The organism is Muriicola soli (assembly GCF_004139715.1).
In the GTDB taxonomy this organism is placed as follows: Bacteria; Bacteroidota; Bacteroidia; order Flavobacteriales; family Flavobacteriaceae; genus Muriicola; species Muriicola soli.
Genome location: NZ_CP035544.1, coordinates 1342726 through 1365548 on the forward strand (window position 1 = coordinate 1342726; position 22823 = coordinate 1365548).

Consider the following 22823-nt stretch of genomic DNA (forward strand, 5'->3'; position numbering starts at 1 on the left):
TTACTTCTTTCCTTCTACCAGTTCCAATTGCTCAACACTCACGTTGGTGGTGAACATACCGTAATTCACCACGGCTTTGTTCTTCTCCAGACTATCAATACTTCCTACCGCTTTACCATCGAATAATCGCACCCGGTCACCAATCTTAAATACTGGCCTGGGCTTCGCCTTCTGTTTGGCTTTTTCCTTCTTTTCGTTTAGCTTTTTCTTGTTCCTGATGGTTTTTACTTCTTGTTGAACTTCCTGTTTCAGGGCCTTATTTTTAACCTCTTGTTGCTTGACCTCCTTTGCCGACTTCTTTTTCCTTTTGCTGTTTTCGGTTTCGATCAGCCGGAGTAGTTCGGAGATCAGAGGGCGTTTCTTTTTATCCCGAAAGTACTTTTCTGCCACTTTGTTTACTTTCTCCCCCAGATAAATCATCCGTTGGTTAAAATCGTATAGCTCCTGATAGTTCTCTAACTTAGATTTGACTTTTGCATTGAGCTTTTCAAGTTTCTCGGCTTGTTCCCGGGCCTTTGTCTCTTCTTCCTGAAGTTTATTGCCGGTTTTTGCCATCTTATGTCGCTCTTTTTGCATTTTGGCAATAGTGGCGTCAAACCGGATTTTACCCCGCTCCACTTTCTTTTTGGCCTTATTGATGAGACTGTAGGGGATACCATTTTTCTGAGCCACCTCAAAAGTAAACGAGCTGCCCGGCTGACCTAATTCTAGCTGAAAAGTAGGCTGCAGGGTAGTGCCATCAAAGAGCATATTGGCATTGGTGGCATAGGGCAATTCATTAGCCAGTGCCTTCAGGTTCGCGTAATGCGTAGTGATCACGCCAAAGGCTCCCCTTTCATAAAATACTTCAAGAAAAGCTTCAGCCAGGGCACCTCCGAGTTCCGGATCACTACCTGTTCCGAATTCATCGATAAGGAAGAGGGTTTCCTTATCGCATTCCTTCAGAAACTTCTTCATATTTTTCAGGCGGTAGCTATACGTACTCAGGTGATTCTCGATAGACTGATTATCCCCGATATCGGTAAGGATAGTTTTGAATAAACAAACAGAGCTACGCTCGTGAACCGGGATCAATAAACCACTTTGCAACATAAGCTGTAACAAACCAATGGTCTTTAAAGTAATACTCTTTCCTCCCGCATTGGGTCCTGAAATAACTATGATCCTGTTTTCCGGATGCAATTCGATACTTTGTGGAAAAGTGGGAAGATCGTCTCTTTTATTTGATAAGTATAAAAGTGGGTGAAAGGCATCGCGCAGAAATAATTTCTTCTCCTGATTAATTTCAGGTTTAATGGCATTGATTTCCGATGCGTATTTCGCCTTGGCGGCGGTGACATCCATATGTGCAAGAAAATCCTGATAATCCCTTAATTCGGTTTTATATGGGCGTATATCCCGGGTTAGCACATTCAGGATCTTTTGAATTTCTTCCTTTTCGTCAAATTCAAGATTGGCTAACTCCCTGCTGTACTTCGATACTGCAGCGGGCTCTACATAAACAATACTACCGGTTTTTGAGGTCCCCATAACCGTACCTTTCACTTTCTTGCGGTACATCGATTTTACGGCAAGCACCCTCCTGTTATCGACAATTGACTCCTTAATCTCATCTAAAAATTCTGAGGCCTGGTAAGTGTTTAAGGCAGATCCGAAGCTCTGATTTATCTTCCCTTTTACCTCTGACATCTCCTGCCTGATTCGCCTGAGATCCGGAGAGGCTGAATCCTTGATGTGTCCGAATTTGTCAATGACCCCATCAATCAAATCCGGAATTTCTTTCAGCAGGGAAACGGTATCGGTAAGTGCTTTTAGCAGAGGGTAGTATTCAGTGAACTTTTTAAAGAATTTTTTGTGTTCAGAAACGGTAATACATAAATGTTTGATCCTCCTGAAACCGGTGAGCTCAAGCGTAGTGTTTTCAATTTCCAATAATTCAAGCTCACCTGCAATGGTGTCGAAGCCGTGGTTAGGGATTCGGTTATTGTTAGAATAAGAAGATAAATACTCCGAGGATTCGCCCAGTAAGCGCATAATTTGAACGCCATCCGTGAGTGGTTTCAAATCCAGGGCTTTTTTCTTGCCCATATCTGTATTGCAACGCGCGGCGAGTTGTTTCCGCACTGTGGCAAATTCCAGATCCTGTACACTTTTTTTCAGATAGGTATCCATATCAAACTACAAGCTACAAAGGTAGCCAATAGGTTGCATTTTTTAACATAAGCTATCACTACTGCTACAAGCCCGAAATAAACGGGCATATCCATTCACATCAGAAAATGATGCTTTCACCACCCCGAAGGTGATAAAAGGCAATAAATATGGGGATTTAGGTGTTCTTGTAGTGAGATATATCCAAATGAAATTAACAAAGAGTCTCTCTATGCGTTTTGCGGTAAAAGTTATTGTGCTAGTATTGCTTGTGTCAGCTTGTAAGAGCACCCATACGGTAACGGTTTATAACCTTGAACCCGCCCCGGTTGTTCTTGCAAAGGATATAAAACGTATTGGAATCATTAACGAGGTAGGCAAGGCCAACGCTAAGGACCAGGTATCAACCCTGGAGGCCCTGGTTAAGGCAACAGATCAAAAACTCGCCAATAAGGGCACCACAGCGGCCATTGAAGGACTTTTACAGGAATTACAGCGAGATCAAAGATTTGATACTGTTATGATTCTTGAGAGTTCCAATTCCCTGTGGGAAGCTGAAGGAGACAGCCAACAACAGATCCCGTGGGAGAAACTCGAAAATCTTTGTCTCAAAAATCAACTGGATGCCGTATTTTCTCTTGCTTCCTATCAAACGGATACACGTATTAAAGAAAAGAAATCAACCATGGAGGAATTGGATTTGATGCGAATGACCGTAGTAATTCCAGCCCGGGAACTCACCCTGGAGACTTTGATTGAAAATGGATGGCGTATCTATGATCCTTTTGAAAAGAAAGTTCTCGATGAGATCAAAGTCAATGAGCAGATCGTTACCCAGGCAAAGGGGGAGAATGCAGTAAATGCCTTATGGGCGATGACAGACAGAGCAGATTCGCTGGTCTCAGTCAGCAGGGGTAGCGGAAGCTCCTATGGGATGCGCCTGAAACCCGCAAACAGGGCCCAGGAACGCGAATTGTACATCAAAGGTTCAGAACGACTTGCAGAAGCAAGGCAGGCCGTAATAGATCAGGATTGGCTTGAGGCTGCCCGACTCTGGCAGCTCGATCTCAATCATGACAAGTCGGCTGTCCGTGCAATGGCCTGTCACAACATGGCCGTGCTTTACGAAGTTAAAAACGATCTTGACAAAGCTCTTGAATGGGCTGTATTGGCCAAAAGCCACGAAGAAGGAAAAGAGCACACTGCCTATTTGGAAGCCTTGAAAGAATGCGTCCTTCAGAAAGAGCAGGCTGAAAAACAGATACAGGCAATTGCTTTGTTAGGAAAATAACAACGGTTTAAATCATCCTATTCTCCTATTTTTTTACATCTACCATAGGAATTCGAACGATTTCAACAGTGGAAGAGGACAATTCAACTTTTCCCCCTGAGTCGTCAAACGCTTTTTTAATTAATTCGTGTAATTTGTTCTTTGTGACCCGCCTTTTTTTATAGTCTACTATATACCGAAGGTTAAACTCTATCCAGTTATCGGTAAGGGTAATGGCCAGGGTAGGTTCCACTACGGCATCTTCGATATAATATTTCTTTACTACATGGTTCCATTTTTCAACAGAGTTCCTGACGTAATCTGACAGTACCTCCTGGGCTACTTCTATAATTTTCTTTTTAGCCAACTCTACATCAGAACCGTAATGAACTGGTAGGTTGAGTTCGTCCCAGATAAAAGGAAAGTCCTGAGAATAGTTGTATACCGGGCCTTTAAATACAAAGGCGTTACTTAGTTTGACGATTCTTCCGCTGTAATTATCGCTGCTCACCCATTGTCCAATTTCCATCATGGTGGTATACATACTATTAATGTCGATAACATCTCCCTTGATCCCGTTGATCTCTATCCGATCTCCGGGCTGATACACTTTTACAAAAAAGATAAACAGCGAACCTGCGACACTCAGTATGAGCTCTTGCAGCGTAATTGTTATTCCTGCCGTCAATAAGCCGATGGCCAGGGTTAGGTCCTTGATGTTCCCGGTAAAATAAGATATCGAAAGAATGATCAGCAAAAAATACCCTATGGTCTCTACTATTTTTTGCGACTTGTATCGGGTTTCTGTACTTGGCAGGTTTTTCTTTAAGGTCCTTTTGGCTAACTGAATGAGTATCAAAATAAAGATAACCCACACTATATATTTAATGATGAGTGAAATTGTTGAATGCTCACCTAGCCAGTATTTTATAGATTCTATAGTTTCCATATGAGTACTACAAGTCGAAAACTTATTGATTCGTGAACACTTATAATTATTTAAGTATCCTTGATATAAAGTTACATTTAAATCGCGGATTGATGCCCCAAAGTTGAAGTCCTTTGTATTTTTGATGGCGAGAACAAAAGGACACTATGAAAGTAAAGATTCATCAAAGCTGGCAACCCTATCTGGAGGAAGAATTCAATAAGCCTTATTTTGCTGAACTGGTACAATTTGTAAAGGCCGAGTATGACAAACATACCTGTTTTCCCCCCGGAAAAAGGATCTTTGCTGCATTTGACCACAGTACTTTCGATTCCACCAAAGTGGTCATCATCGGACAGGATCCCTACCACGGCCAGGGGCAGGCGAACGGACTTTGTTTTTCGGTAAAAGATGATGTACCCCATCCGCCATCGCTAATCAATATTTTTAAGGAAGTAGAAAAAGACCTTAATATTCCCTACCCCAAAAGTGGAAATCTGGAACGCTGGGCCGAGCAGGGTATATTATTGCTCAACGCCACGCTTACGGTAAGGGCAGGGGAGGCCGGCAGTCACCAGAAAAAAGGGTGGGAAGAGTTCACAGATGCAGTGATCAGCATATTATCAGATCAAAAAGAGGGCCTTATTTTTCTTCTATGGGGCGGATTTGCCAAGAAGAAGGTTTCCTTAATTGACAGTCGGAAACACAACATTCTTACTTCCGGACACCCATCACCCTTAAGTGCTAACCGAGGGTTGTGGTTCGGGAACGGACACTTTGGTAAAGTCAATGAAATTTTAAAGTCGCAGGGATCAACTCCTATAGATTGGTAAGAAATAATCGAGGATCTATTTTATTAGATACTAGGTTTAAGTTAAATAGCGTATTAATCACGTTATCAATAACTTGTGATTCTATTTGACTTTGGGACCATCGGGTCATTCCCAACCATTTTTGTATATCTTCAAGTTCCAACTGATAGCGATTAGCCAAAGTCCTGTCTATACTGGGAATTCGTTTGAAATCTACGGTATAGGTGTTGATGACTTCCAAAATATGCCTGATCATTCTACCGTTCTCAGCAATCATTTGCTCATGCGCTGTGATAACAAAACAGGGCCAGGGAGTAGGGCAGTCCCCAAGTCGGCGAAAAATACCCTGAGTCACTAAGGGCTTGGTTGTAAAATGTTCCCACATAAAATAATCGGCCTTCTTATTTTTCAAGGCATCAATGGCACCGTCCAGGGTATTCACCACTTCAAAAGAAAGCTTATTCACATCCCATCCCTGTTTTTCAGCCAATACAAAGGCCATGAGATGGCTGCCACTGCCAAACCTGCTGATAGCGGCTGTCGCGTGTTCTAAATCAGTTAGCTTTTCAAACTCACTGTTAGCAGCCACATGAATTCCCCACTGCAAAGGGGAATCAACATATGCCTGAATTATCTTCAGTGGATTTCCATCCGAAATGCTTTTTACCAGTCCGTCTGTTAAAACAATGGCCAAATCCACTTCTTTGGTTTGCATCATTTTACACATTTTTCCGCTTCCTTCAGGCACGTCGATCCATTCAACATCTATCCCTCTGCTGGCAAAGGCCCCTTCTTCAATAGCCATAAGCCAGGGAAGGTTAAAATGCTCCGGGACACCGGCAATTTTGATCTTTTTCAATAGTTTACGAGTTTATCCAATGTCCATTTAATCAAGCGGTCTACGGTATTGCGTGGTTTCTCGGAAAACGTGAGGCTGGCCCTGTTGGCTATAATCGCATTCAGGGAAATCGCCTGGTGTCCCATCAAAGCTGAAAGACCATAAAGAGCGGAGGTTTCCATTTCTAAATTTGTCAGTTTTCGCCCATTAAAAGAAAAGGAATTTAGTTTGTCATGCAGCTGGCTGTCTTTAGATCGCAATCGCAGTTGACGTCCCTGAGGCCCATAAAAACCAACATTACTACCTGTAAAACCAAGGATAATCCCTTGCTCAGAAAAATGCTCCAAAAGATCCTGATTACAGCCTACCACGTAAGGAGTGGAGAAATCTGAGCTCCATTTCGTTTGTTCAAGGAAGGCTTGTTCAATTTCCCTTCGGCGCACCGGTTCGGAAGAGTAATAGTGCAAGACACTGTCGAAGCCTAAGGCCAATTCACTGAGCAGGAATGAGTCTACCGGGATCTCGTCCTGTAATGCCCCTGAAGTTCCTATTCTCAGCAGTTTTAAAGTGGTTTTACCCTTTTTGATTTCCCGTTTCTTTAAGTCGATATTCACCAGGGCGTCGAGTTCATTGAGAACAATATCGATATTATCCGTGCCTATGCCTGTCGAAATCACGCTGATTCGCTTCTCTTTATAAATCCCTGTATGCGTGACAAATTCCCTTTTGGTTTTCTTTACTTCGATAGAATCAAAATGGGAGGAGACCCGTTCAACCCTTTGAGGATCGCCTACTAGAATGATAGTATCGGCCAGATCTTCAGGTAGTAAGTTTAAATGATAGATGCTTCCATCCTCGTTGAGGATGAGTTCTGAGGGGCCTAATTGCATTTTAAGATTATAGTTTTAGAATACGACCCGATTGGTCGTTAAAGAGGAAGTTGTATTTCAAAGCGCCTCCCAGGTAGGATTCGCTATCTCTGATCTGAGAGTAAAAACTGGTTTTTCCCTCGTAGATTAATTTACCTTTTTTTGAGAGTTTTACCGGACTTAAAGAAGTAAACAAAGGCTTGATATTGGTGATAATCCTTTCAAACTGCGTATCACCGTAGCCGTAAAATCCCTGATGCGTCAATAAGGTGTTCACAAAGTCCTTTTTATTCTTGGGCTTGTGTTCCGCCGCCAGGCTAAGGATTCGGTTCTCCAATTCGTTGAGTCCGTTTTTAACCGATGGAAAACGTTTCAAGTGTACTTTGATGGCATCAGAAAGGTAGTCGAAGTGATAATGATCAAAATCGGACATGTTTTCAAGCCTGATCGGGTTGTCACTGCAATACAGTTGCCAGATATAGTCCGCAAATTCAATATCATCCTGGGTGAGATGAATACGCTTGTTGTAAAGTGTCTGGAGCTTTTCATCATCAACATCGCACAAGCCATACATTTTCTGTGTGCCGTCTTCGTCCCCGCTGCAGACCAGGGAGATATCAGCATCCCGTCTATGCGTCTTTAACCAGCTCAGTACGGCGATCATATTGATCTGACAGAAAAGGTCGTATTCAAACCAAAGGATGATCTCATCCTGTTGTTTATGATTACAAAGAGAACGGTATTCTTTCAGTGTTTTTTCTACAAACCAGGACTTACTAACATTGTAGTTCTTGTGAAGGAATTCAAATCTGGTCTTCCAAAAGGATTCACTTCCCACATTAGTCTCCGTCCGCCCTTCACATAACATTTCCCTCCAGGTAATTATAGCACCTTTAAATGGGAGAGACTTTAAACGTTGAGTAAAACTATCTCCATTAGTGATATGTAGTTGCGTACTCATGCTGAAGATGTTGTTGATTAGGTTTCGGCTATTAAAAGTAACATTTAATCGATAAAGTCGGAAATAATTAACAAATTACTTAAACAAAATTGAGAATACATCTCTAAAGTAATATGGGATTTAGCCTCCGACTCTTTTAGTCTTAAATCCGTTTTCTTTGAGGTATGCCATTATCTTATCCCTGTAGTCGCCCTGAATAATAATGGTCTCATTTTTATATGTACCCCCAACCCCTAAAAAAACCTTGAGTTGTTTTGTCAGCGTTTTAAAATCGGTATCGGCTCCCTGATATCCTTCTAATATGGTAATAGGCTTTCCTTTTCGTTTTTCATACTTGCACAGTATGGGTTCATCCTGTATCCAGAATTCAGCTTTTTCTTCTGAAACTTCTTCCTCCTTTTCTGGCTGGTGGTCCGGAAATAAATTTCGCAATTGATCTTGAAGGTCCATGTACAATGAAAAATCTTACGCGTGGTATAAAACTATTTTTTAATTAATCCCAGATCAACCAGGCGTTCGTGCAGGAATTCGCCGGCAGTGATATCTTCATACAACTTAGGATGATCTTCGTCTATACAGTTCTGAAGGCAGTTGAGTGGCATTTCACTAATTGGATGCATAAAGAATGGGATGGAATAACGCGATTTACCCCATAATTCTCTGGGAGGATTGACCACCTGGTGGATGGTTGATTTTAATTTGTTGTTCGAAAGGCGGGACAGCATATCCCCAACATTGATCATCAATTGATCTGTCCGTGCAATAGCATCAATCCACTCGCCCTGATGATTTTTTACCTGCAAACCTTTACCATGCGCGCCCATCAGTAATGTAATCAGGTTGATATCCCCGTGGGCAGCTGCCCTGATTGCATTTTTTGGTTCTTCTGTTATGGGCGGATAATGGATAGGCCTGAGGATAGAGTTTCCATTTTTGATGTAATCATCAAAGTAATTTTCCTCTAACTCCAGATGCAGCGCAAGGGCCCTGAGCACATACTGGGCTGTCTTTTCGAGCATTTTGTAGGTCTCTTTCCCAACCGTATTAAATTGGGGTAATTCCGTGACCATTACGTTTGATGGATATTCCTTTAAAAGTTTGGGATTGTCTTCCACATATTGCCCAAAATGCCAAAACTCCTTCAGATCCCCTTCTTTTCTTCCTTTGGCATGCTCTTTCCCGAAGGAAGTGTACCCGCGTTGGCCACCGATACCCTCAATTTCATATTTATCTTTTACATCTTGAGGTAGCGCAAAAAACTTTTTGATTTCCGCGTAAAGCGTTTCAATAAGCGACTCTGACAAAAAATGTCCGCTCAAGGCCACAAATCCTATATCCTCAAACGCACCACCAAGGTCCCTTACAAATTGTTCTTTTTTAGCGGGGTCGGAAGAGAGATAATCTCTGAGGTCTACACTGGGAATAGTATTCATGATTTTGATATTTATTGGCGTCTCAAAGGTACTAAATTATCAAACGAAATTGGTCTCGCCTATAGAGGATATCTTCAGATCAATTTTGTTACATTTACGCCCATTAACGTACTTTAGCCGATACCAGATATTATGCAGTTCCAGCGTCATGGTCTTTCAAACGAAGAGCTCCTCAATCTCTACAAGGCTATGCTTAAGCCCAGGATGATTGAGGAGAAGATGTTGATTCTGCTCAGACAGGGTAAGATCTCCAAGTGGTTCAGCGGGATAGGGCAGGAAGCCATATCAGCGGGTGTCACCCTCGCTCTTGAACCGGAAGAGTACATTTTGCCAATGCACAGAAACCTGGGAGTCTTTACGAATCGAAACGTCCCTTTAAACCGTCTTTTTGCGCAATGGCAAGGAAAGAAAAGTGGTTTTACAAAGGGGAGGGATCGCAGTTTTCACTTCGGCACTCAGGAATTTAAGATCGTGGGGATGATCTCTCATCTGGGGCCTCAGTTGGGCGTGGCCGATGGAATCGCACTGGCCGACCTGCTTCAGGGAAATAAAAGAGCGACAGCAGTATTTACCGGAGAAGGTGCAACCAGTGAAGGAGATTTTCATGAAGCCCTGAATATTGCGGCGGTATGGAGCTTACCCGTGCTTTTCTGTGTTGAGAATAATGGTTATGGCCTTTCTACCCCTACAAATGAACAGTTCCGCTGTAAGCATATTGCAGATAAAGGCAAGGGCTATGGCATGGAATCCTATATTATTGATGGTAACAACATCCTTGAAGTATATTCCAGGCTCAAAGCTTTGAGCAAAAGTATCAGGCAGAGACCCAGACCACTGCTTCTGGAATTCAAAACATTTCGAATGAGAGGGCATGAGGAAGCAAGTGGCACAAAATATGTTCCTCAACAGCTCCTGGACGAATGGGCAGCCCGGGATCCCATTGAAAATTATGTGCAGTACCTAAAAGAAGAGAAGATCCTGACCGAAGAAATGGAGGTTGAGATTAAAAAGGACTTTATCCACGAAATTGACGAAAATCTACAGCTCGCATTTGAAGAAGAGCAGATTGATTCCACTGAAAGTATAGAATTAGATGATGTATTTAAAGAGTTTACATACGAGGAAATTACAGCGACTGAAGAAAAATCTAATATTCGTCTGGTAGACGCAGTTTCGGCCGGACTCAGGCAGTCGATGGAGAAACATGAAAACCTCGTTCTTCTGGGGCAGGATATAGCAGATTACGGTGGTGTCTTTAAAGTAACCGAGGGATTTACAGAAGCCTTTGGCAAGGAACGGGTAAGAAACACACCCATTTGTGAATCGGCAGTGGTGTCAGCAGCAATGGGCCTGTCCATTAATAAAATGAAGGCCGTGATGGAGATGCAATTTGCCGACTTTGTCAGCAGCGGCTTTAATCCTATTGTTAACTATCTCGCTAAAGTCCATTACCGCTGGAATGAGGCCGCAGACGTGGTTATCCGGATGCCCTGTGGTGCCGGAGTAGGGGCAGGCCCCTTCCACTCACAGACTAATGAGGCGTGGTTTACGAAAACACCCGGACTTAAAGTAGTTTATCCTGCCTTTCCTTATGATGCAAAAGGATTGCTTGCCACCGCTATCAATGACCCAAATCCCGTACTCTTCTTTGAGCACAAAGCGCTATACAGAAGTATCTATCAGGATGTCCCCGATTCGTATTATACGCTTCCTTTTGGCAAGGCCAGCCTCCTTAAAACCGGTGACGATATAAGTGTAGTCACCTATGGAGCAGGGGTACATTGGATGTTGGAAATCCTTGAAAACCACCCTGAAATAAATGCTGACCTGATTGACCTCAGAACCCTGCAACCTCTGGATCTGGAGACCGTATATTCATCTGTCCGCAAATCCGGCAAATGCCTGATTGTACAGGAAGACAGCCTTTTCGGGGGAATTGCCAGTGACATAGCTGCTTCTGTCATGGAAAATTGCTTCCAATCGCTAGACGCTCCCGTAAGGCGATTAGGCAGTATGGAAACTCCTATTCCTTTTGCAAGATCTTTGGAGGACTTGTACCTTCCCAAGAGGCGTATCCTTGAAGAGCTAAAGAGCCTTCTTGACTATTAACCCTTCCCGAATTTCACTTTTTAATTGGATTTTTAAGCTTTATTGAAAAGAAACTACCTCCTCACATCCAAGAGGGTAATTTAGCCGTATATATGAACGTAATTTAAAAAAGAACGATTATGCTTAAAAGGAGTTTAGTGCTATTATTTATGGGGATCTTTGCGCTTTCCTGTGGCGTTTCTAAAGATATACGAGACCAGAGAAACCTTCTCAGCGGAACGTGGACGCTTGACGATGTTCGATTCGAAAACAACACAGGTATGTTTAAGGCTGTTGTTTTTAACGATGCCGATGCGATTTGTTTCGAGGGGAGCAATTGGTTTTTCAGGGACAATAACAGCACAGGGCGATACACGATTAAAGAAGGTAGTCTTTGTGAGGGGGGAGACCGATTTATTCGATGGTCTGTGATTAAAAACCCTGCGGACTATACCTCTCAGTTACAGTTCAAGTTTATTGATGACAAAAGGAAAGACATTTCAGGAGGTTTGGGATATCGATTAAACATCACCGAACTCACTGAAGGGGAAATGACCCTGAAGTCTAATGTTACGGTTAACTCGAAACCGGTTACCGTTGTATATGAATTTTCAAAACAATAAGAGATGATAAAAATGATAAAAAAAATAAGTGCCTTAATTCTAATCCTTAGCCTTGGGCTGGGATGTAATGCCGTCAAAAATGCGAATAACACCCAAAAAGGAGCCGTAATTGGTGCTTCTGGGGGAGCTGTAATAGGCGGAGTAATTGGAAATAATGTAGGTAAGGGGAATACTGTACTGGGCGCCATCATAGGCGGTGTGGTTGGTGGTGCAGCCGGAGGATATATCGGCAACCGAATGGACAGACAGGCCGAACGTATTGAAGAAGAAATTCCGGGCGCTGAAGTGACCAGAGTGGGAGAGGGGATAAACGTAACTTTTAACGAAGGAGCCGGGGTCTATTTTGATACGAATAAGTCGAATATCAAAGGGACTTCAGTAGAAACACTTAATAAACTGGCCGGTATTTTAAAGGAATATCCCAAAACCATAATCCTGGTAGAAGGACATACTGATAGCGCAGGATCTGAGGAATACAACCTGGGTCTTTCCAAATTGAGAGCCGAATCGGTGACCAATTACCTGATAGCTCAGGGGATTTCTTCAGACCGTTTTACCACAAAATGGTATGGGGAGTTGCAGCCTGTAGCTGATAATTCGACCGCAGAAGGAAAATCTAAGAACCGAAGGGTAGAGCTCGGTATCGTTGCCAGTGAGGAACTGAAACAAGAGGCCATCCAAAACACAAAAGGATAGGTTTAAAAACATATTTGATGAACCCGGCATTATTGTCGGGTTTTTTATTGGTGGATTCTGTATCTTTCCCTGATTGCTATGTACGATGTTATTTGTATCGGGGGAGGACTAGCCGGACTCACGGCGGCCATTCATTTAAGGAAAGAAGGCCACAAGGTACTCGTACTCGAAAAGGAAGAGTATCCTCACCATAAGGTTTGCGGTGAATACCTTTCAAAAGAGGTACTTCCGTATCTCTCTCAGCTCAATATAGAACTTCCCTCTGAGGTACATATTGATACCCTTGAATTTAGCACCCAAAATGGGAGGTCACTAAGAGTTGAGCTTCCCCTTGGCGCCATTGGGATCAGTAGGTACACCCTGGATTTTACGCTGTATAAGGAGGCTGTAAAGCTCGGTGTGGACATTGAATTCTGTACTGTAAAATCAGTCGATTTTAATACCAATATATTTACGGTTTATTCGGGTTCTAATCTGCAGTTTCAGGCGCATTTTGTAATTGGCGCTTATGGGAAAAGATCTCATCTGGACAAAAATCTAAGCAGGGAGTTTATTGATAAAAAATCTCCCTGGCTGGGAATAAAAGCTCACCACAGCTGGCCGGAATTCCCCGATCAGAAGGTGGGCTTACACAGTTTCAAAGGGGGTTATGCCGGCTTGTCAAAAACCGAATCCGGTGCTGTAAATTTCTGCTACCTTGTGACCTATAAAAGTTTTCAAAAATATCAGGACATTGATCAATTCAATAAAAAAGTAGTTGCTCAAAATCCTTTTCTCGCCGAGTTTCTGAGGAAATCAACACCCCTTTTTGAAAAACCTATGAGTATCGCTCAGATTTCATTTGAATCCAAATCTCCTGTTGAAGAGCACTTATTGATGTGCGGGGATACAGCCGGACTCATACATCCCTTGTGCGGGAATGGAATGGCGATGGCCATTCACAGTGCAAAGCTGGCCTCGGAAATACTAAACCGGGAGTTAAAACACGGTATGCAGGATAGACAAAAACTGGAAAAGGAGTATACTTATCTCTGGAAAAGAACTTTCGGAAAAAGAATGCTGGCAGGAAGGTACCTACAGCGCCTTCTTCTCTCAGAAGGAATAACTAAAAGCTTGTTTTCACTTGCTTCCAGCTCTCCGGTATTATTGAAAAAATTGATCAGTCAAACCCATGGCAAACCCCTATCCCTATGATTGCATTTAAGGATCGAAGCGAGGAAGATGAGCTCATGGATGATATGAGCCTGGATGAAAATCAGCTTGAAGCAATTCTCGCTGATATCAACAAGGCCAATACTTTATTAGGTGGGAACCGGATAACGCTAAAAGCAATTCACCGCCTGATCAGAAAATTTCCTCAAAAATCATACAGAATTGTCGATATGGGTTGTGGGGATGGATCAATGCTCAGAGAGGTCGCTGCTTTTTGTTCAAAACTCGGTATAGAGGCTGAGTTTATAGGAATCGACCTGAATGAAAAATCGATTCAAATTGCCAAAAAAAGGGGTTCTTCTTATTCGGAGGTATCCTATCTAAAACGCGATATTCTGGCTTTAAATGAGGAGGAGTTAAAGTGTGATATTCTATTGTGTACGCTTACATTGCATCATTTCCAGGATAAAGAAATTGTAAAATTCATCAATAAATTCGCCGAATTAGCCCATATTGGGGTTATTATCAATGATCTTGAACGAAATAAAATCGCCTACCACTTATTTAAAGTATTTTCTGCAGTATTTATGAAAACAGATATTGCCAGAAATGATGGATTGATTTCTATTAAAAGCGGTTTTAATAAAAAGGAATTACTGTCGTTTTCCGGATTACTGCCGGAAATGCGACATCTTATTCGCCGTAGATGGGTCTTTCGATACGAATGGACCTTTTGGCACCCAAATAATTTAATAAATGAATGATGTAAGGATCGTTAGTGTAGCCAAGGAACTCCCCAGGTATCGCAGAGCGACAAAAGAAATATTACCCTTTGTGGAACTTTGGCTTTCAGGACAGGAAGAACGGTTTAGGAGAAAAGTGATCAAGATTTTTGAAGCTGCAGGGGTGGACACGCGCTATGGCATCATGAACATTGAAGAAGTATTTACGGCTACTTCCTTCGAACAGAAAAACGAAATCTATTCGCGGGAGGTAAAAAAGCTGGGGACAGCTGTGTTGGATAAAGCCCTGAAGCAAAGTGGCTGGTCACCAGACAGCCTGGATTACATCATCACTGTAAGTTGTACTGGGATTATGATTCCCTCTCTGGATGCCTATCTGATCAATGCACTGGGACTCAGAGGCGATGTCACCCGCCTGCCCGTCACAGAAATGGGTTGTGCAGCAGGGGTTTCGGGAATAATATACGCGTCCAATTTTTTAAAGTCGGTCCCCGGAAAAAGGGCAGCTGTAATAGCAGTTGAAAGTCCAACCGCCACTTTCCAACTCAATGATTTTAGTATGGCCAACATGGTGAGTGCTGCCATTTTTGGGGATGGAGCTGCCTGTGTATTGCTTTCTTCCGAGGAAGAGGCGCAAGGGCCAAAGTTGCTGGGAGAAGAGATGTATCATTTCAATAATGCGACACACTTGATGGGATTTGATGTGGTGAATACAGGGCTGAAAATGATCCTGGATCCGGCAGTGCCAACGACGATCTCCGAACATTTTCCGGCTATTATCCATCCCTTTTTAAAGAAGCACAATAGTACTATTGAAAAGGTAGACCATCTGATTTTTCACCCCGGGGGGCGAAAAATTGTCGAAACCGTTGAATCCCTCTTCGGGAAGCTCGGAAAGAACATTGATGACACTAGGGAAACCCTTAGATTATATGGCAATATGAGCAGTGCAACAGTGCTGTATGTCTTGGAGCGATTTATGGATAAAGGTATAGCAGAGGGAGAACAAGGCCTGATTTTGAGTTTTGGTCCGGGATTTTCGGCACAAAGAGTATTGCTGGAATGGTAAATCAATTAGGATCATAATAATTAGATGTATTTTTACTTAAGTACCGATTAAAAAGTATCCAATGAGTAATTCTTCTGAAAACAAATGGGCCCTAATTCTGGGCGGAAGCAGGGGATTAGGCCTTGCCACTGCTAAAAAACTGGCCAGGCACGGATACGCCATTTGCGTAGTACACCGCGATCGAAGAAATGAGTTAGAAGCCATAGAAAAGCACTTTGGTGAAATAAAAAAAGATGCGCCTGCCTTTTGTTCTTTTAATGCTGATGCTGTTAATTCGGAAAAGAGGGGGGAGATCATCGCTGCACTTCAAAGTGTAATCAAAGGTAATGGCACAGTCAAGGTATTGGTTCACAGTATTGCCAAAGGAAGTTTAAAGCCCATGGTCGCTGAAAAAGGAGAGTGTCTTAGTTCTGAAGACTTCGAGATCACCTTCCGGGCAATGGCCCTTAGTCTGTATGATTGGGTTCAGGGCCTGATCGCTGCCCGACTTAACGATCCGGACATGCGGGTGGTCTCCTTTACCAGCGAGGGAAATAAAAAGGCTATGCCCGGATATGCTGCAGTTTCGGTAGCCAAGGTGGCCCTGGAAGCCATAACGCGAAGTATGGCTGTCGAATTTGCCAACTTAGGCATCAAAGCGAATTGCATACAGGCCGGAGTAACCGAAACCAGTTCCTTTGCAATGATTCCCAACAGTGATAAAATCAAAGAGAATGCGGTAAAAAGAAATCCTTTCGGTCGTATTACGCTGCCCGAAGACGTAGCGAACACAGTTTATATGCTATCGCTGGAAGAATCGAAGTGGATCACAGGCACCATCATTAAAGCAGACGGGGGGGAGAGTTTAAGATGATCACAACTGGGGAAATTCTAAAATTATTACCCTATTCCGAACCCTTTTTGTTTGTGGATGAGATCATTGAAATCAATGAAAAGGGTTGCCAGGGTACTTATGGCTTTCGAAAAGACCTGCCGTTTTACAGGGGCCATTTTAAAGATCAAGCGGTTACGCCGGGTGTAATTCTTACCGAATGTTGTGCTCAGATAGGTCTGGTATGCCTTGGAATCTACCTTTTGCACAATGAAGGACAAACGAAATCCGGTAATCTGCAAGTAGCCATGAGCAGTGCTGAAATGGAATATTTAAAACCGACTTTTCCGGAAGAAAAAGTGAGGGTGGTTTCTGAAAAAGTCTATTTCCGATTTTCAAAATTGAAATGTAAAGTAAAAATGTTTAATTCTCATAATGAGATCATTTGTCAGGGGACGATTTCCGGAATGTTAAAGCGCGAACAAGATGGATAAACGAGTTGTTATCACGGGCATGGGGATATGTGCACCTAACGGCATCGACCTAAATACCTTTGCGGATGCCCTGGAAAAGGGAAGTAGTGGTATCCGATTTTATCCAGAGTTAAAGAGTCTAAATTTTAGATGTCAAATTGCTGGAAAGCCGAATATTAGTAAAGATCATATAAATAAATACTTTACATCACTTGAACAAAAAGGATTGTTGGCAAGCGGACTCATTTACGGGGTGATTGCGGGAATGGATGCCTGGAAAGATGCGGGATTACATCCAACCGACGCCGAGACAACAGACTGGGGTAGCGGAGTAATTTTCGGTACGGGAATCCTCGGAATTGATAAGTTACGGGAAGCCATTTACCTCGTAGACCAAGGTAAAACCAAAAGGTTGGGAAGTACCACAGTAACTCAAACCATGGCAAGCGGTATAAGCGCGTATTTAGGGGGATAATTGGAGCCGGGAACCAGGTGACTACAAATTCTTCAGCCTGTACCACAGGTACTGAGGGGGTTCTTATGGCTTACGAGCGTATCGCATCAGGGAAAGCTGAACGAATGCTCGTGGGAAGTTGTAGTGACAGCGGACCTTATGTCTGGGGAGGCTTTGACGCCATGCGAATCCTGCCATGGAGATATAATGAGAGGCCTGATGAGGCCAGCAGGCCTATGAGTGCCTCAGCTACCGGTTTTGTTCCCGGGAGTGGGGCAGGAGCAATGGTTCTTGAAACTCTGGAAAGTGCACAACAGCGAAAGGTCCCCATCTATGCTGAGATCTTAGGTGGCGCTATTAACTGTGGGGGACAACGCAGCGGAGGAACGATGACAGCTCCTAATAAAATCGCAGTACAGCGCTGTATACAAGAAGCCGTTTTGAATAGTGGAATATCCACAGATGAAATTGACAGTATTAACGGGCATCTCACTGCCACTGCCAAGGATACTGATGAGATCGAAAATTGGTGTAAGGCTCTGGGAAGGGAACAACAGGATTTTCCCCTGATCAATTCTTTTAAAGGAATGGTGGGCCATTGTTTGGCAGCCGCAGGATCAGTAGAATCCGTTGGAACCGTATTGCAGCTTAAAAACCAAATGGTTTACGGGAACGTAAACTGTGAAGATCCTCATCCTGAAATCCTAAAATGGATACACCCTTCGAAAATTCCACAGGCCAGTGTTCAAAAATCCTTAAAAATTGTCGCCAAAGCGAGTTTTGGTTTTGGGGATGTAAATGCTTGTGTTATTTTTAAGCAATTTAAAAACTGATCCATGTCTAACGAAGATCGATATAGTACCTTAAAAAGTATCATCAAACCATACCTGCCCGATGATATTTCTTCGGATTCCATTACTAAGGATAGTCATTTGATCAATGAATTAAATATCAATTCTGCTAATTTGGTGGATATTGTGCTCGATGTGGAAGATGCTTTTGACATCACGCTTGAAAATGAAGAGATGGATGATATGCAAACCGTGGGAGATGCCCTGGCTATTATCGAAGCAAAGCTTCAATAAAATTAGCATACGTTTTCTATTAGGAATCCTGCCGTTTTTCATGTAAGAGCTTCAGACAAATATTTCTTCAAACCCAAAGATTTAGCCCAAAATTTCGTAATTTAAGGGGTGAAAAGCGACCTTTTGCGAACTTGAAATGCAGCATTATGAATGCCCTGGATCCGCAAAATAAGAAGAAATCCACGCCGTCGGGTAACAAGCCCTTGCATTACCTGGAGCGGCAGCAAGGGTATTTGAGATCTCTTTCCCGAAAGCTCAGATCTTATCATTGCGTTCCAAAAACCGTCCAGCTACACGAACAAATGGACGATTTAAGGCGCTCCATACAAAGCCTTATAAAGGAAAATGAAAACCTGATGACCTCCATTAGACAGTCGGGCAGAAGTGCACGGCCTTTTTTCGATGAATGTGAAACGCAGCTGGAGAAGATTAAGAAGCTGGAAAGAGATGTCCTGGCTTATATTGGTAAAGCCAAAATCTTGGGTTAATCAGGTAGTTTCGTTCCTGTTTCCCCCTTTTCAGGAATCAGCAGGGAAGAAATTATTCCTGATGCCAGGGATACTACAATCAGGGTAAGAGAAACCCATTCAGGAACATGGATAATTTCTGCAGTTAGCATTTTCAGGCCCACAAAACCCAAAATTACCACAAGGCTGTAATTGATAAACCTGAATTTGGCCAACATCCTCGATACTAAAAAATACATTGATCTCAGGCCAAGGATAGCCATGATATTAGAGCTAAATACAAGAAAGGGGTCGGCAGTGATGGCCAGTATAGCCGGGATACTATCCAGGGCAAAAAGGATATCTGTAAGTTCAATAACTATCAAGGCTACAAAAAGAGGGGTAGCTGCTTTGATCCCCATTCGGCGCAAGAAAAAATGCCGTCCGTTCATGTGTTTGGTGAGAGGATAGATTTTCCTCAGATACTTAAAAACAAGAGAACGCTTGGGGTCGAATTTAATGGAATCTGATTTGAGCATCTTAAATGCGGTGTACAAGAGAAAGACACCAAAGACATAGATAGCCCATTCAAACTGCGTGATCAGTGCCACACCAAAAACGATCATAAGGGCCCTGAAAACAATGGCCCCAAGGATTCCCCAAAAAAGAACCCTGTGCTGGTATTTGGGCGGAATGGCAAAGGCAGAGAAGATAACCGCAATAACGAATACATTATCTATACTCAGGGAAAGCTCAATAAGATAACCGGTAATATAATTCAGTACAGCTGTGTCTGGAGACATTCCGGTGGGATTCTCCGTGAGACCTGTAGAAAACAACCAGTAAATTACCCCACTAAAACTAAAGGCCACCGTCACCCAGAGTGCTGTCCATAGGCCAGCTTCCCTACTTTTAATTACATGGTCCCTTTTATTAAATAAACCGAGATCAAGAGCTAGGAAGACAATAATGAGAGAGATAAAAGCAACCCAAACCAACATGGGGGGAAAAATTTAAAGTTAAATATACACAACCTGCTGTACAATTTCATCAAATGAAATATTCGATTTGTCAAATTGCCAAGCTTATCGGCTAAGTCGATTCGATATATAAAAATACCCCAGCAGCAAATAAGCTAATATCCCACAACACAAAAACCCGAGAAAGATGGGAAAAATAGAATCACTTACAAAGCTACCGATATACGCACTGATGGGTACGGCCATCAAAGTAGCCAAACAACCCGTAAGGGCCGATCCAATCCCCGCAATATGTCCAAGGGGCTCCATGGCCAGTGCTCGCAAATTGCCAAAGATAAAACCTACCGCAAAAAATTGCATCCCAAAAAACGCAAGTGCTACCCAGTAGGGTGGATTTTCCTGTCCGTAAAATGCAATCACATATAACAGTGGAACAAGGATATAAAAGGCGAGGGCAATTGTCACTAAACGCAACATACCGAACCTCAATACAAGGGTTCCATTCAGCAGAGTGGCTGTACCTATAGTGATGGCGAGACAGGCAAAAATATAGGGGAAGGATTCTTTCATCAGGTATTGATCCTCAAAAACCTGCTGGGCGGTACTCAGGTAGACCAGGAATGAACCGGTAATAAATCCCCAGATAAAAGTAAAAACCATGGTTTGCCGGTAATTCAGCAATTCCCGGTACCCGTTAATGAATACATTTAGCCGGAATGAATTTCGATTTTTGGGTGCCAGCGTTTCCGGCTGCCTTCTCCAGAACCAAATCCCGACAAGGAGGGCAAAAATGACTTGAAAATGAAAGATAGCCTCCCATCCCATGGCGTCGAGCACCCATTTTCCCAGCGTTGGTGCCACGATAGGCACAAGGATAAATACAACCACTACAAAAGACAAGATCCTTGCCATTTGGTCTCCGCTATAGCGGTCTCTGATCATGGCGACACTTATGGTTCTCGGTGCTGACAAAGCAATACCTTGCAAAATCCTGCCTACAATCATGATTTCGAATGTGGGGGCGTAAACACAGAGCAAGCTCGCTCCTATGAATAGCGCAAATCCGACATAAACCACCGGCTTGCGTCCCACACTGTCCGAAACCGGGCCAAAGAGCAAAGGGCCAATACCCAGGCCCAGGAAGAATAGCGTTATCAACAACTGATTCTGCGCAAGACTGGTGGTTCCTATGTCCCGTCCAATCAAATCCAGGGCCGGCAGCAGGGCGTCGAGCGCCAAAGCAGCTATCGACATCAGCGCGGCCATTAGACCAACAAATTCGAGTTGCGAACGCCTTTGGATTTTCATCCGGCAAAAGTAGGCTTTTCTGTAGGATTACTCCTCAGAACACTTTGAAGACATAGCCCAAAAGCCAGTATAAAATCAGAAATATAAAGACTGTTCCTATACAGCCGCAGCGCCCTCCACCAATTTTCTTGGCACCGTAGCCGGCAATGATTGCTCTGACCAGATTTTTCATTTGATGTTTCTTTAGGGTTTAGGGTTGTTTTTTACCAGATTAAATCGATATACCATCTCAAATTTAAACTGAAAACTGTCGTTCAGGTCCTGATTCAGAATCTCCCTGTCATTTCCAAAGAAGATGCCGACCAGGGAAAGGTCTATTTTATCCTCATTGTTATACACTTTAAAATTCCTGAAAAAAGAATAGCCAAACTTACCCCTGAGTAAAAGGGACGGAGTTATTTTAAGCTGTCCGTAGAGATATAATTCATTTGAAGCTCTCGTTACATAGTGGTCGTTAAAACCTTCTTTCTGAATACTGAAGGAAGAGCCCAGGCCATCAAAGCGCATCCCGGCAGATATTACACTGTTGAGACTGTAATTCAGGTCTACCCTGACCGGCAGAAAGATATCAGCTTCAAAAAGATCACTTGCACTTTTGTAGTACATCCCGACAATGGGAACCAGCAGCAAGCCAAACTCTTCTGTATTCCCGTATAATCCGTATAGGTATTTTAACCGATTGGTTTTTGTCCTGGTCAACAAAGCTACCGCCCCAATCTGATTCCCTTTCCTGAAACCAGTACTGAAATCAGAAGCTACTTTGGGGATGAGTACAAAAGTTCCCGACCATTTCTCATTAAAAGTAGTATTCCAACCCAACCTCAGATTTATCCCGTATAAATTGGTTTCAGGACTGGGGGACGGACTTAAATCGACATTGATACGATTTGCACTTAGCCCAAAGATCAGGGCATTTTTTTTATCGAGTACCAGAGGCAGGTCAAGGTTTATATTCCATTCCTGAATAGCGGATTCAATATTAGTGTCTTCGAGGTTTCGTTCAAAAGAGGAAGTATAGGAAAACGAAGCCAGATCAATGTGGTCTTGTCCGGTCATAAGAAAAGTGCCACTTAGTAAGGCACTGCACAATACAATTATTCGGAAAAAGCGAATGCACACCATTGCCACGAAAGATACTTCTTTTGTTGAAGTCTTTGCTTATTAAAATTAAATTACTGGGTTGACTACAATTGAAATCGGAAGAAATAATGAATAAGTTGTAACTTTAGAAAAGTAAGATATAAACACTATGAAAATACGTATTAAAGGAAATTCGGTGCGTTTCCGACTTACCAAAACTGAAGTGGAAGAACTCTGTTCTAAAGGTGCCATTGAAGAAGTAACGCATTTTAAGAATAAGCCCTTTGCCTATGCGGTGAAACGAACTACAAAAGAAGGTATTCACGCCACTTTTGAGCAGGATGCAATAACACTGCATGTTGATGAACGACTTTTAGACGGTTGGAATCACAACGATAAAGTCGGTTTTGATCATGCTGAGAAAATCGATTCAGAAACCACTCTGAGTATCTTGCTGGAAAAGGATTTTGTTTGTCTCGATGAGCGCCTTGAAGACCAAAGTGATAATTATCCAAACCCCAAAATGGAGTCCCAATATTAAGACCAATTAAAG

The 22823-nt window shown here is 42.8% G+C and carries 23 protein-coding genes and 1 pseudogene; 14 read left to right on the forward strand and 10 right to left on the reverse strand.

Going from position 1 to position 22823, the window contains the following annotated elements; genetic code table 11:
* Nucleotides 1–2172, reverse strand: coding sequence for an endonuclease MutS2 (locus EQY75_RS05970; protein WP_129603741.1), 2172 nt, complete (start codon nt 2170–2172; stop codon nt 1–3).
* A gap of 187 nt (nt 2173–2359) precedes the next feature.
* Between EQY75_RS05970 and EQY75_RS05975 the strand changes: the two genes are divergently transcribed.
* On the forward strand, nt 2360–3442 hold the full coding sequence (locus EQY75_RS05975) for a DUF6340 family protein (protein WP_129603744.1): 1083 nt from the start codon (nt 2360–2362) through the stop codon (nt 3440–3442).
* A gap of 25 nt (nt 3443–3467) precedes the next feature.
* Here the strand turns inward: EQY75_RS05975 and EQY75_RS05980 are convergent, their stop codons facing one another.
* Nucleotides 3468–4370 carry a mechanosensitive ion channel family protein gene (locus EQY75_RS05980; protein ID WP_129603747.1) on the reverse strand — a complete coding sequence of 301 codons (903 nt, stop codon included), beginning with the start codon at nt 4368–4370 and terminating at the stop codon, nt 3468–3470.
* A gap of 146 nt (nt 4371–4516) precedes the next feature.
* Here EQY75_RS05980 and ung point away from each other — a divergent pair, with 146 nt between their 5' ends.
* A complete protein-coding gene (gene ung / locus EQY75_RS05985) occupies nt 4517–5182 on the forward strand; it encodes a uracil-DNA glycosylase (protein WP_129603750.1) in 666 nt (221 codons plus the stop codon).
* Here ung and EQY75_RS05990 read toward each other — a convergent pair.
* The 5 genes from EQY75_RS05990 to EQY75_RS06010 all read right to left on the reverse strand — a co-directional run bounded on the left by EQY75_RS05990 (nt 5169) and on the right by EQY75_RS06010 (nt 9262).
* Complete coding sequence (locus EQY75_RS05990) at nt 5169–6020, reverse strand: substrate-binding domain-containing protein (RefSeq protein ID WP_129603752.1); 852 nt, start codon at nt 6018–6020, stop codon at nt 5169–5171. The two genes, ung and EQY75_RS05990, sit on opposite strands and share 14 nt — an antisense overlap.
* Nucleotides 6017–6889, reverse strand: a complete 873-nt coding sequence (locus EQY75_RS05995; protein ID WP_129603755.1) for a nucleoside phosphorylase — start codon at nt 6887–6889, stop codon at nt 6017–6019. Before EQY75_RS05995 ends, EQY75_RS05990 begins: the two co-directional genes overlap by 4 nt.
* Before the next feature lie 7 nt (nt 6890–6896).
* Nucleotides 6897–7829: a DUF1835 domain-containing protein gene (locus EQY75_RS06000; RefSeq protein WP_129603757.1), complete on the reverse strand. Its 933-nt coding sequence runs from the start codon at nt 7827–7829 to the stop codon at nt 6897–6899.
* 120 nt (nt 7830–7949) lie between these two features.
* A complete protein-coding gene (locus tag EQY75_RS06005; RefSeq protein WP_129603760.1) occupies nt 7950–8279 on the reverse strand; it encodes a translation initiation factor in 330 nt (109 codons plus the stop codon).
* Between the two features lie 32 nt (nt 8280–8311).
* A complete protein-coding gene (locus tag EQY75_RS06010) occupies nt 8312–9262 on the reverse strand; it encodes an isopenicillin N synthase family dioxygenase (protein WP_129603762.1) in 951 nt (316 codons plus the stop codon).
* A 132-nt stretch (nt 9263–9394) separates the two neighbouring features.
* On the opposite strand from EQY75_RS06010, the gene EQY75_RS06015 reads away from it, so the two are divergent.
* The 11 genes and pseudogenes from EQY75_RS06015 to EQY75_RS06065 all read left to right on the forward strand — a co-directional run bounded on the left by EQY75_RS06015 (nt 9395) and on the right by EQY75_RS06065 (nt 18944).
* Complete coding sequence (locus tag EQY75_RS06015; protein ID WP_129603764.1) at nt 9395–11371, forward strand: alpha-ketoacid dehydrogenase subunit alpha/beta; 1977 nt, start codon at nt 9395–9397, stop codon at nt 11369–11371.
* Nucleotides 11372–11490: 119 nt separating this feature from the next.
* Nucleotides 11491–11973: a lipocalin family protein gene (locus EQY75_RS06020; RefSeq protein WP_129603767.1), complete on the forward strand. Its 483-nt coding sequence runs from the start codon at nt 11491–11493 to the stop codon at nt 11971–11973.
* Nucleotides 11974–11976: 3 nt separating this feature from the next.
* A complete protein-coding gene (locus tag EQY75_RS06025) occupies nt 11977–12669 on the forward strand; it encodes a YiaD family glycine zipper/OmpA-like lipoprotein (RefSeq protein ID WP_129603769.1) in 693 nt (230 codons plus the stop codon).
* Between the two features lie 78 nt (nt 12670–12747).
* Nucleotides 12748–13863: an NAD(P)/FAD-dependent oxidoreductase gene (locus EQY75_RS06030; protein ID WP_342774063.1), complete on the forward strand. Its 1116-nt coding sequence runs from the start codon at nt 12748–12750 to the stop codon at nt 13861–13863.
* Nucleotides 13860–14585, forward strand: coding sequence for a methyltransferase domain-containing protein (locus tag EQY75_RS06035; protein ID WP_129603775.1), 726 nt, complete (start codon nt 13860–13862; stop codon nt 14583–14585). The genes EQY75_RS06030 and EQY75_RS06035 overlap by 4 nt, the downstream gene beginning before the upstream one ends.
* Nucleotides 14578–15633, forward strand: coding sequence for a type III polyketide synthase (locus EQY75_RS06040; protein WP_129603778.1), 1056 nt, complete (start codon nt 14578–14580; stop codon nt 15631–15633). The genes EQY75_RS06035 and EQY75_RS06040 overlap by 8 nt, the downstream gene beginning before the upstream one ends.
* Nucleotides 15634–15694: 61 nt before the next feature.
* Nucleotides 15695–16486, forward strand: a complete 792-nt coding sequence (locus EQY75_RS06045) for an SDR family oxidoreductase (protein WP_129603782.1) — start codon at nt 15695–15697, stop codon at nt 16484–16486.
* The gene (locus EQY75_RS06050) at nt 16483–16938 is read left to right on the forward strand and encodes a 3-hydroxyacyl-ACP dehydratase FabZ family protein (protein ID WP_342774064.1); all 456 of its coding nucleotides are present in this window, start codon (nt 16483–16485) and stop codon (nt 16936–16938) included. Before EQY75_RS06045 ends, EQY75_RS06050 begins: the two co-directional genes overlap by 4 nt.
* Nucleotides 16931–18204 (forward strand): annotated as a pseudogene (locus tag EQY75_RS06055) (beta-ketoacyl-[acyl-carrier-protein] synthase family protein). The gene EQY75_RS06050 and the pseudogene EQY75_RS06055 overlap by 8 nt, the downstream one beginning before the upstream one ends.
* A 3-nt stretch (nt 18205–18207) precedes the next feature.
* Nucleotides 18208–18456: an acyl carrier protein gene (locus EQY75_RS06060; protein WP_129603785.1), complete on the forward strand. Its 249-nt coding sequence runs from the start codon at nt 18208–18210 to the stop codon at nt 18454–18456.
* Nucleotides 18457–18602: 146 nt separating this feature from the next.
* Nucleotides 18603–18944 (forward strand): hypothetical protein, encoded by a 342-nt coding sequence (locus EQY75_RS06065; RefSeq protein WP_129603788.1) that lies wholly within the window; start codon nt 18603–18605, stop codon nt 18942–18944.
* Here the strand turns inward: EQY75_RS06065 and EQY75_RS06070 are convergent.
* The 3 genes from EQY75_RS06070 to EQY75_RS06080 form a co-directional block, all read right to left on the reverse strand.
* Nucleotides 18941–19903, reverse strand: a complete 963-nt coding sequence (locus tag EQY75_RS06070) for a TerC family protein (protein WP_129603790.1) — start codon at nt 19901–19903, stop codon at nt 18941–18943. The genes EQY75_RS06065 and EQY75_RS06070 overlap by 4 nt on opposite strands.
* 84 nt (nt 19904–19987) lie before the next feature.
* A complete protein-coding gene (locus EQY75_RS06075) occupies nt 19988–21190 on the reverse strand; it encodes a multidrug effflux MFS transporter (protein ID WP_129603793.1) in 1203 nt (400 codons plus the stop codon).
* A gap of 183 nt (nt 21191–21373) precedes the next feature.
* Nucleotides 21374–22246: a DUF6268 family outer membrane beta-barrel protein gene (locus EQY75_RS06080; protein ID WP_129603796.1), complete on the reverse strand. Its 873-nt coding sequence runs from the start codon at nt 22244–22246 to the stop codon at nt 21374–21376.
* A 193-nt stretch (nt 22247–22439) separates the two neighbouring features.
* Here EQY75_RS06080 and EQY75_RS06085 point away from each other — a divergent pair, with 193 nt between their 5' ends.
* Complete coding sequence (locus EQY75_RS06085) at nt 22440–22811, forward strand: DUF7009 family protein (protein WP_129603799.1); 372 nt, start codon at nt 22440–22442, stop codon at nt 22809–22811.
* Nucleotides 22812–22823: the final 12 nt, after the last annotated feature.

Bases quoted from the DNA above. Each gene is read 5' to 3' on its own strand.
- EQY75_RS06005 (WP_129603760.1), bottom strand. From the start codon at position 8,279: ATGGACCTTCAAGATCAATTGCGAAATTTATTTCCGGACCACCAGCCA.
- EQY75_RS06020 (WP_129603767.1), top strand. From the start codon at position 11,491: ATGCTTAAAAGGAGTTTAGTGCTATTATTTATGGGGATCTTTGCGCTT.
- EQY75_RS05975 (WP_129603744.1), top strand. From the start codon at position 2,360: ATGAAATTAACAAAGAGTCTCTCTATGCGTTTTGCGGTAAAAGTTATT.
- EQY75_RS06045 (WP_129603782.1), top strand. From the start codon at position 15,695: ATGAGTAATTCTTCTGAAAACAAATGGGCCCTAATTCTGGGCGGAAGC.
- EQY75_RS05970 (WP_129603741.1), bottom strand. From the start codon at position 2,172: ATGGATACCTATCTGAAAAAAAGTGTACAGGATCTGGAATTTGCCACA.
- EQY75_RS06080 (WP_129603796.1), bottom strand. From the start codon at position 22,246: ATGACCGGACAAGACCACATTGATCTGGCTTCGTTTTCCTATACTTCC.
- EQY75_RS06010 (WP_129603762.1), bottom strand. From the start codon at position 9,262: ATGAATACTATTCCCAGTGTAGACCTCAGAGATTATCTCTCTTCCGAC.
- EQY75_RS06000 (WP_129603757.1), bottom strand. From the start codon at position 7,829: ATGAGTACGCAACTACATATCACTAATGGAGATAGTTTTACTCAACGT.
- EQY75_RS06070 (WP_129603790.1), bottom strand. From the start codon at position 19,903: ATGTTGGTTTGGGTTGCTTTTATCTCTCTCATTATTGTCTTCCTAGCT.
- EQY75_RS06060 (WP_129603785.1), top strand. From the start codon at position 18,208: ATGTCTAACGAAGATCGATATAGTACCTTAAAAAGTATCATCAAACCA.
- EQY75_RS06075 (WP_129603793.1), bottom strand. From the start codon at position 21,190: ATGAAAATCCAAAGGCGTTCGCAACTCGAATTTGTTGGTCTAATGGCC.
- EQY75_RS06065 (WP_129603788.1), top strand. From the start codon at position 18,603: ATGAATGCCCTGGATCCGCAAAATAAGAAGAAATCCACGCCGTCGGGT.
- EQY75_RS06025 (WP_129603769.1), top strand. From the start codon at position 11,977: ATGATAAAAATGATAAAAAAAATAAGTGCCTTAATTCTAATCCTTAGC.
- EQY75_RS06085 (WP_129603799.1), top strand. From the start codon at position 22,440: ATGAAAATACGTATTAAAGGAAATTCGGTGCGTTTCCGACTTACCAAA.
- EQY75_RS05995 (WP_129603755.1), bottom strand. From the start codon at position 6,889: ATGCAATTAGGCCCCTCAGAACTCATCCTCAACGAGGATGGAAGCATC.
- EQY75_RS06050 (WP_342774064.1), top strand. From the start codon at position 16,483: ATGATCACAACTGGGGAAATTCTAAAATTATTACCCTATTCCGAACCC.
- EQY75_RS06015 (WP_129603764.1), top strand. From the start codon at position 9,395: ATGCAGTTCCAGCGTCATGGTCTTTCAAACGAAGAGCTCCTCAATCTC.
- EQY75_RS05980 (WP_129603747.1), bottom strand. From the start codon at position 4,370: ATGGAAACTATAGAATCTATAAAATACTGGCTAGGTGAGCATTCAACA.
- EQY75_RS06035 (WP_129603775.1), top strand. From the start codon at position 13,860: ATGATTGCATTTAAGGATCGAAGCGAGGAAGATGAGCTCATGGATGAT.
- EQY75_RS06040 (WP_129603778.1), top strand. From the start codon at position 14,578: ATGAATGATGTAAGGATCGTTAGTGTAGCCAAGGAACTCCCCAGGTAT.
- EQY75_RS06030 (WP_342774063.1), top strand. From the start codon at position 12,748: ATGTACGATGTTATTTGTATCGGGGGAGGACTAGCCGGACTCACGGCG.
- ung (WP_129603750.1), top strand. From the start codon at position 4,517: ATGAAAGTAAAGATTCATCAAAGCTGGCAACCCTATCTGGAGGAAGAA.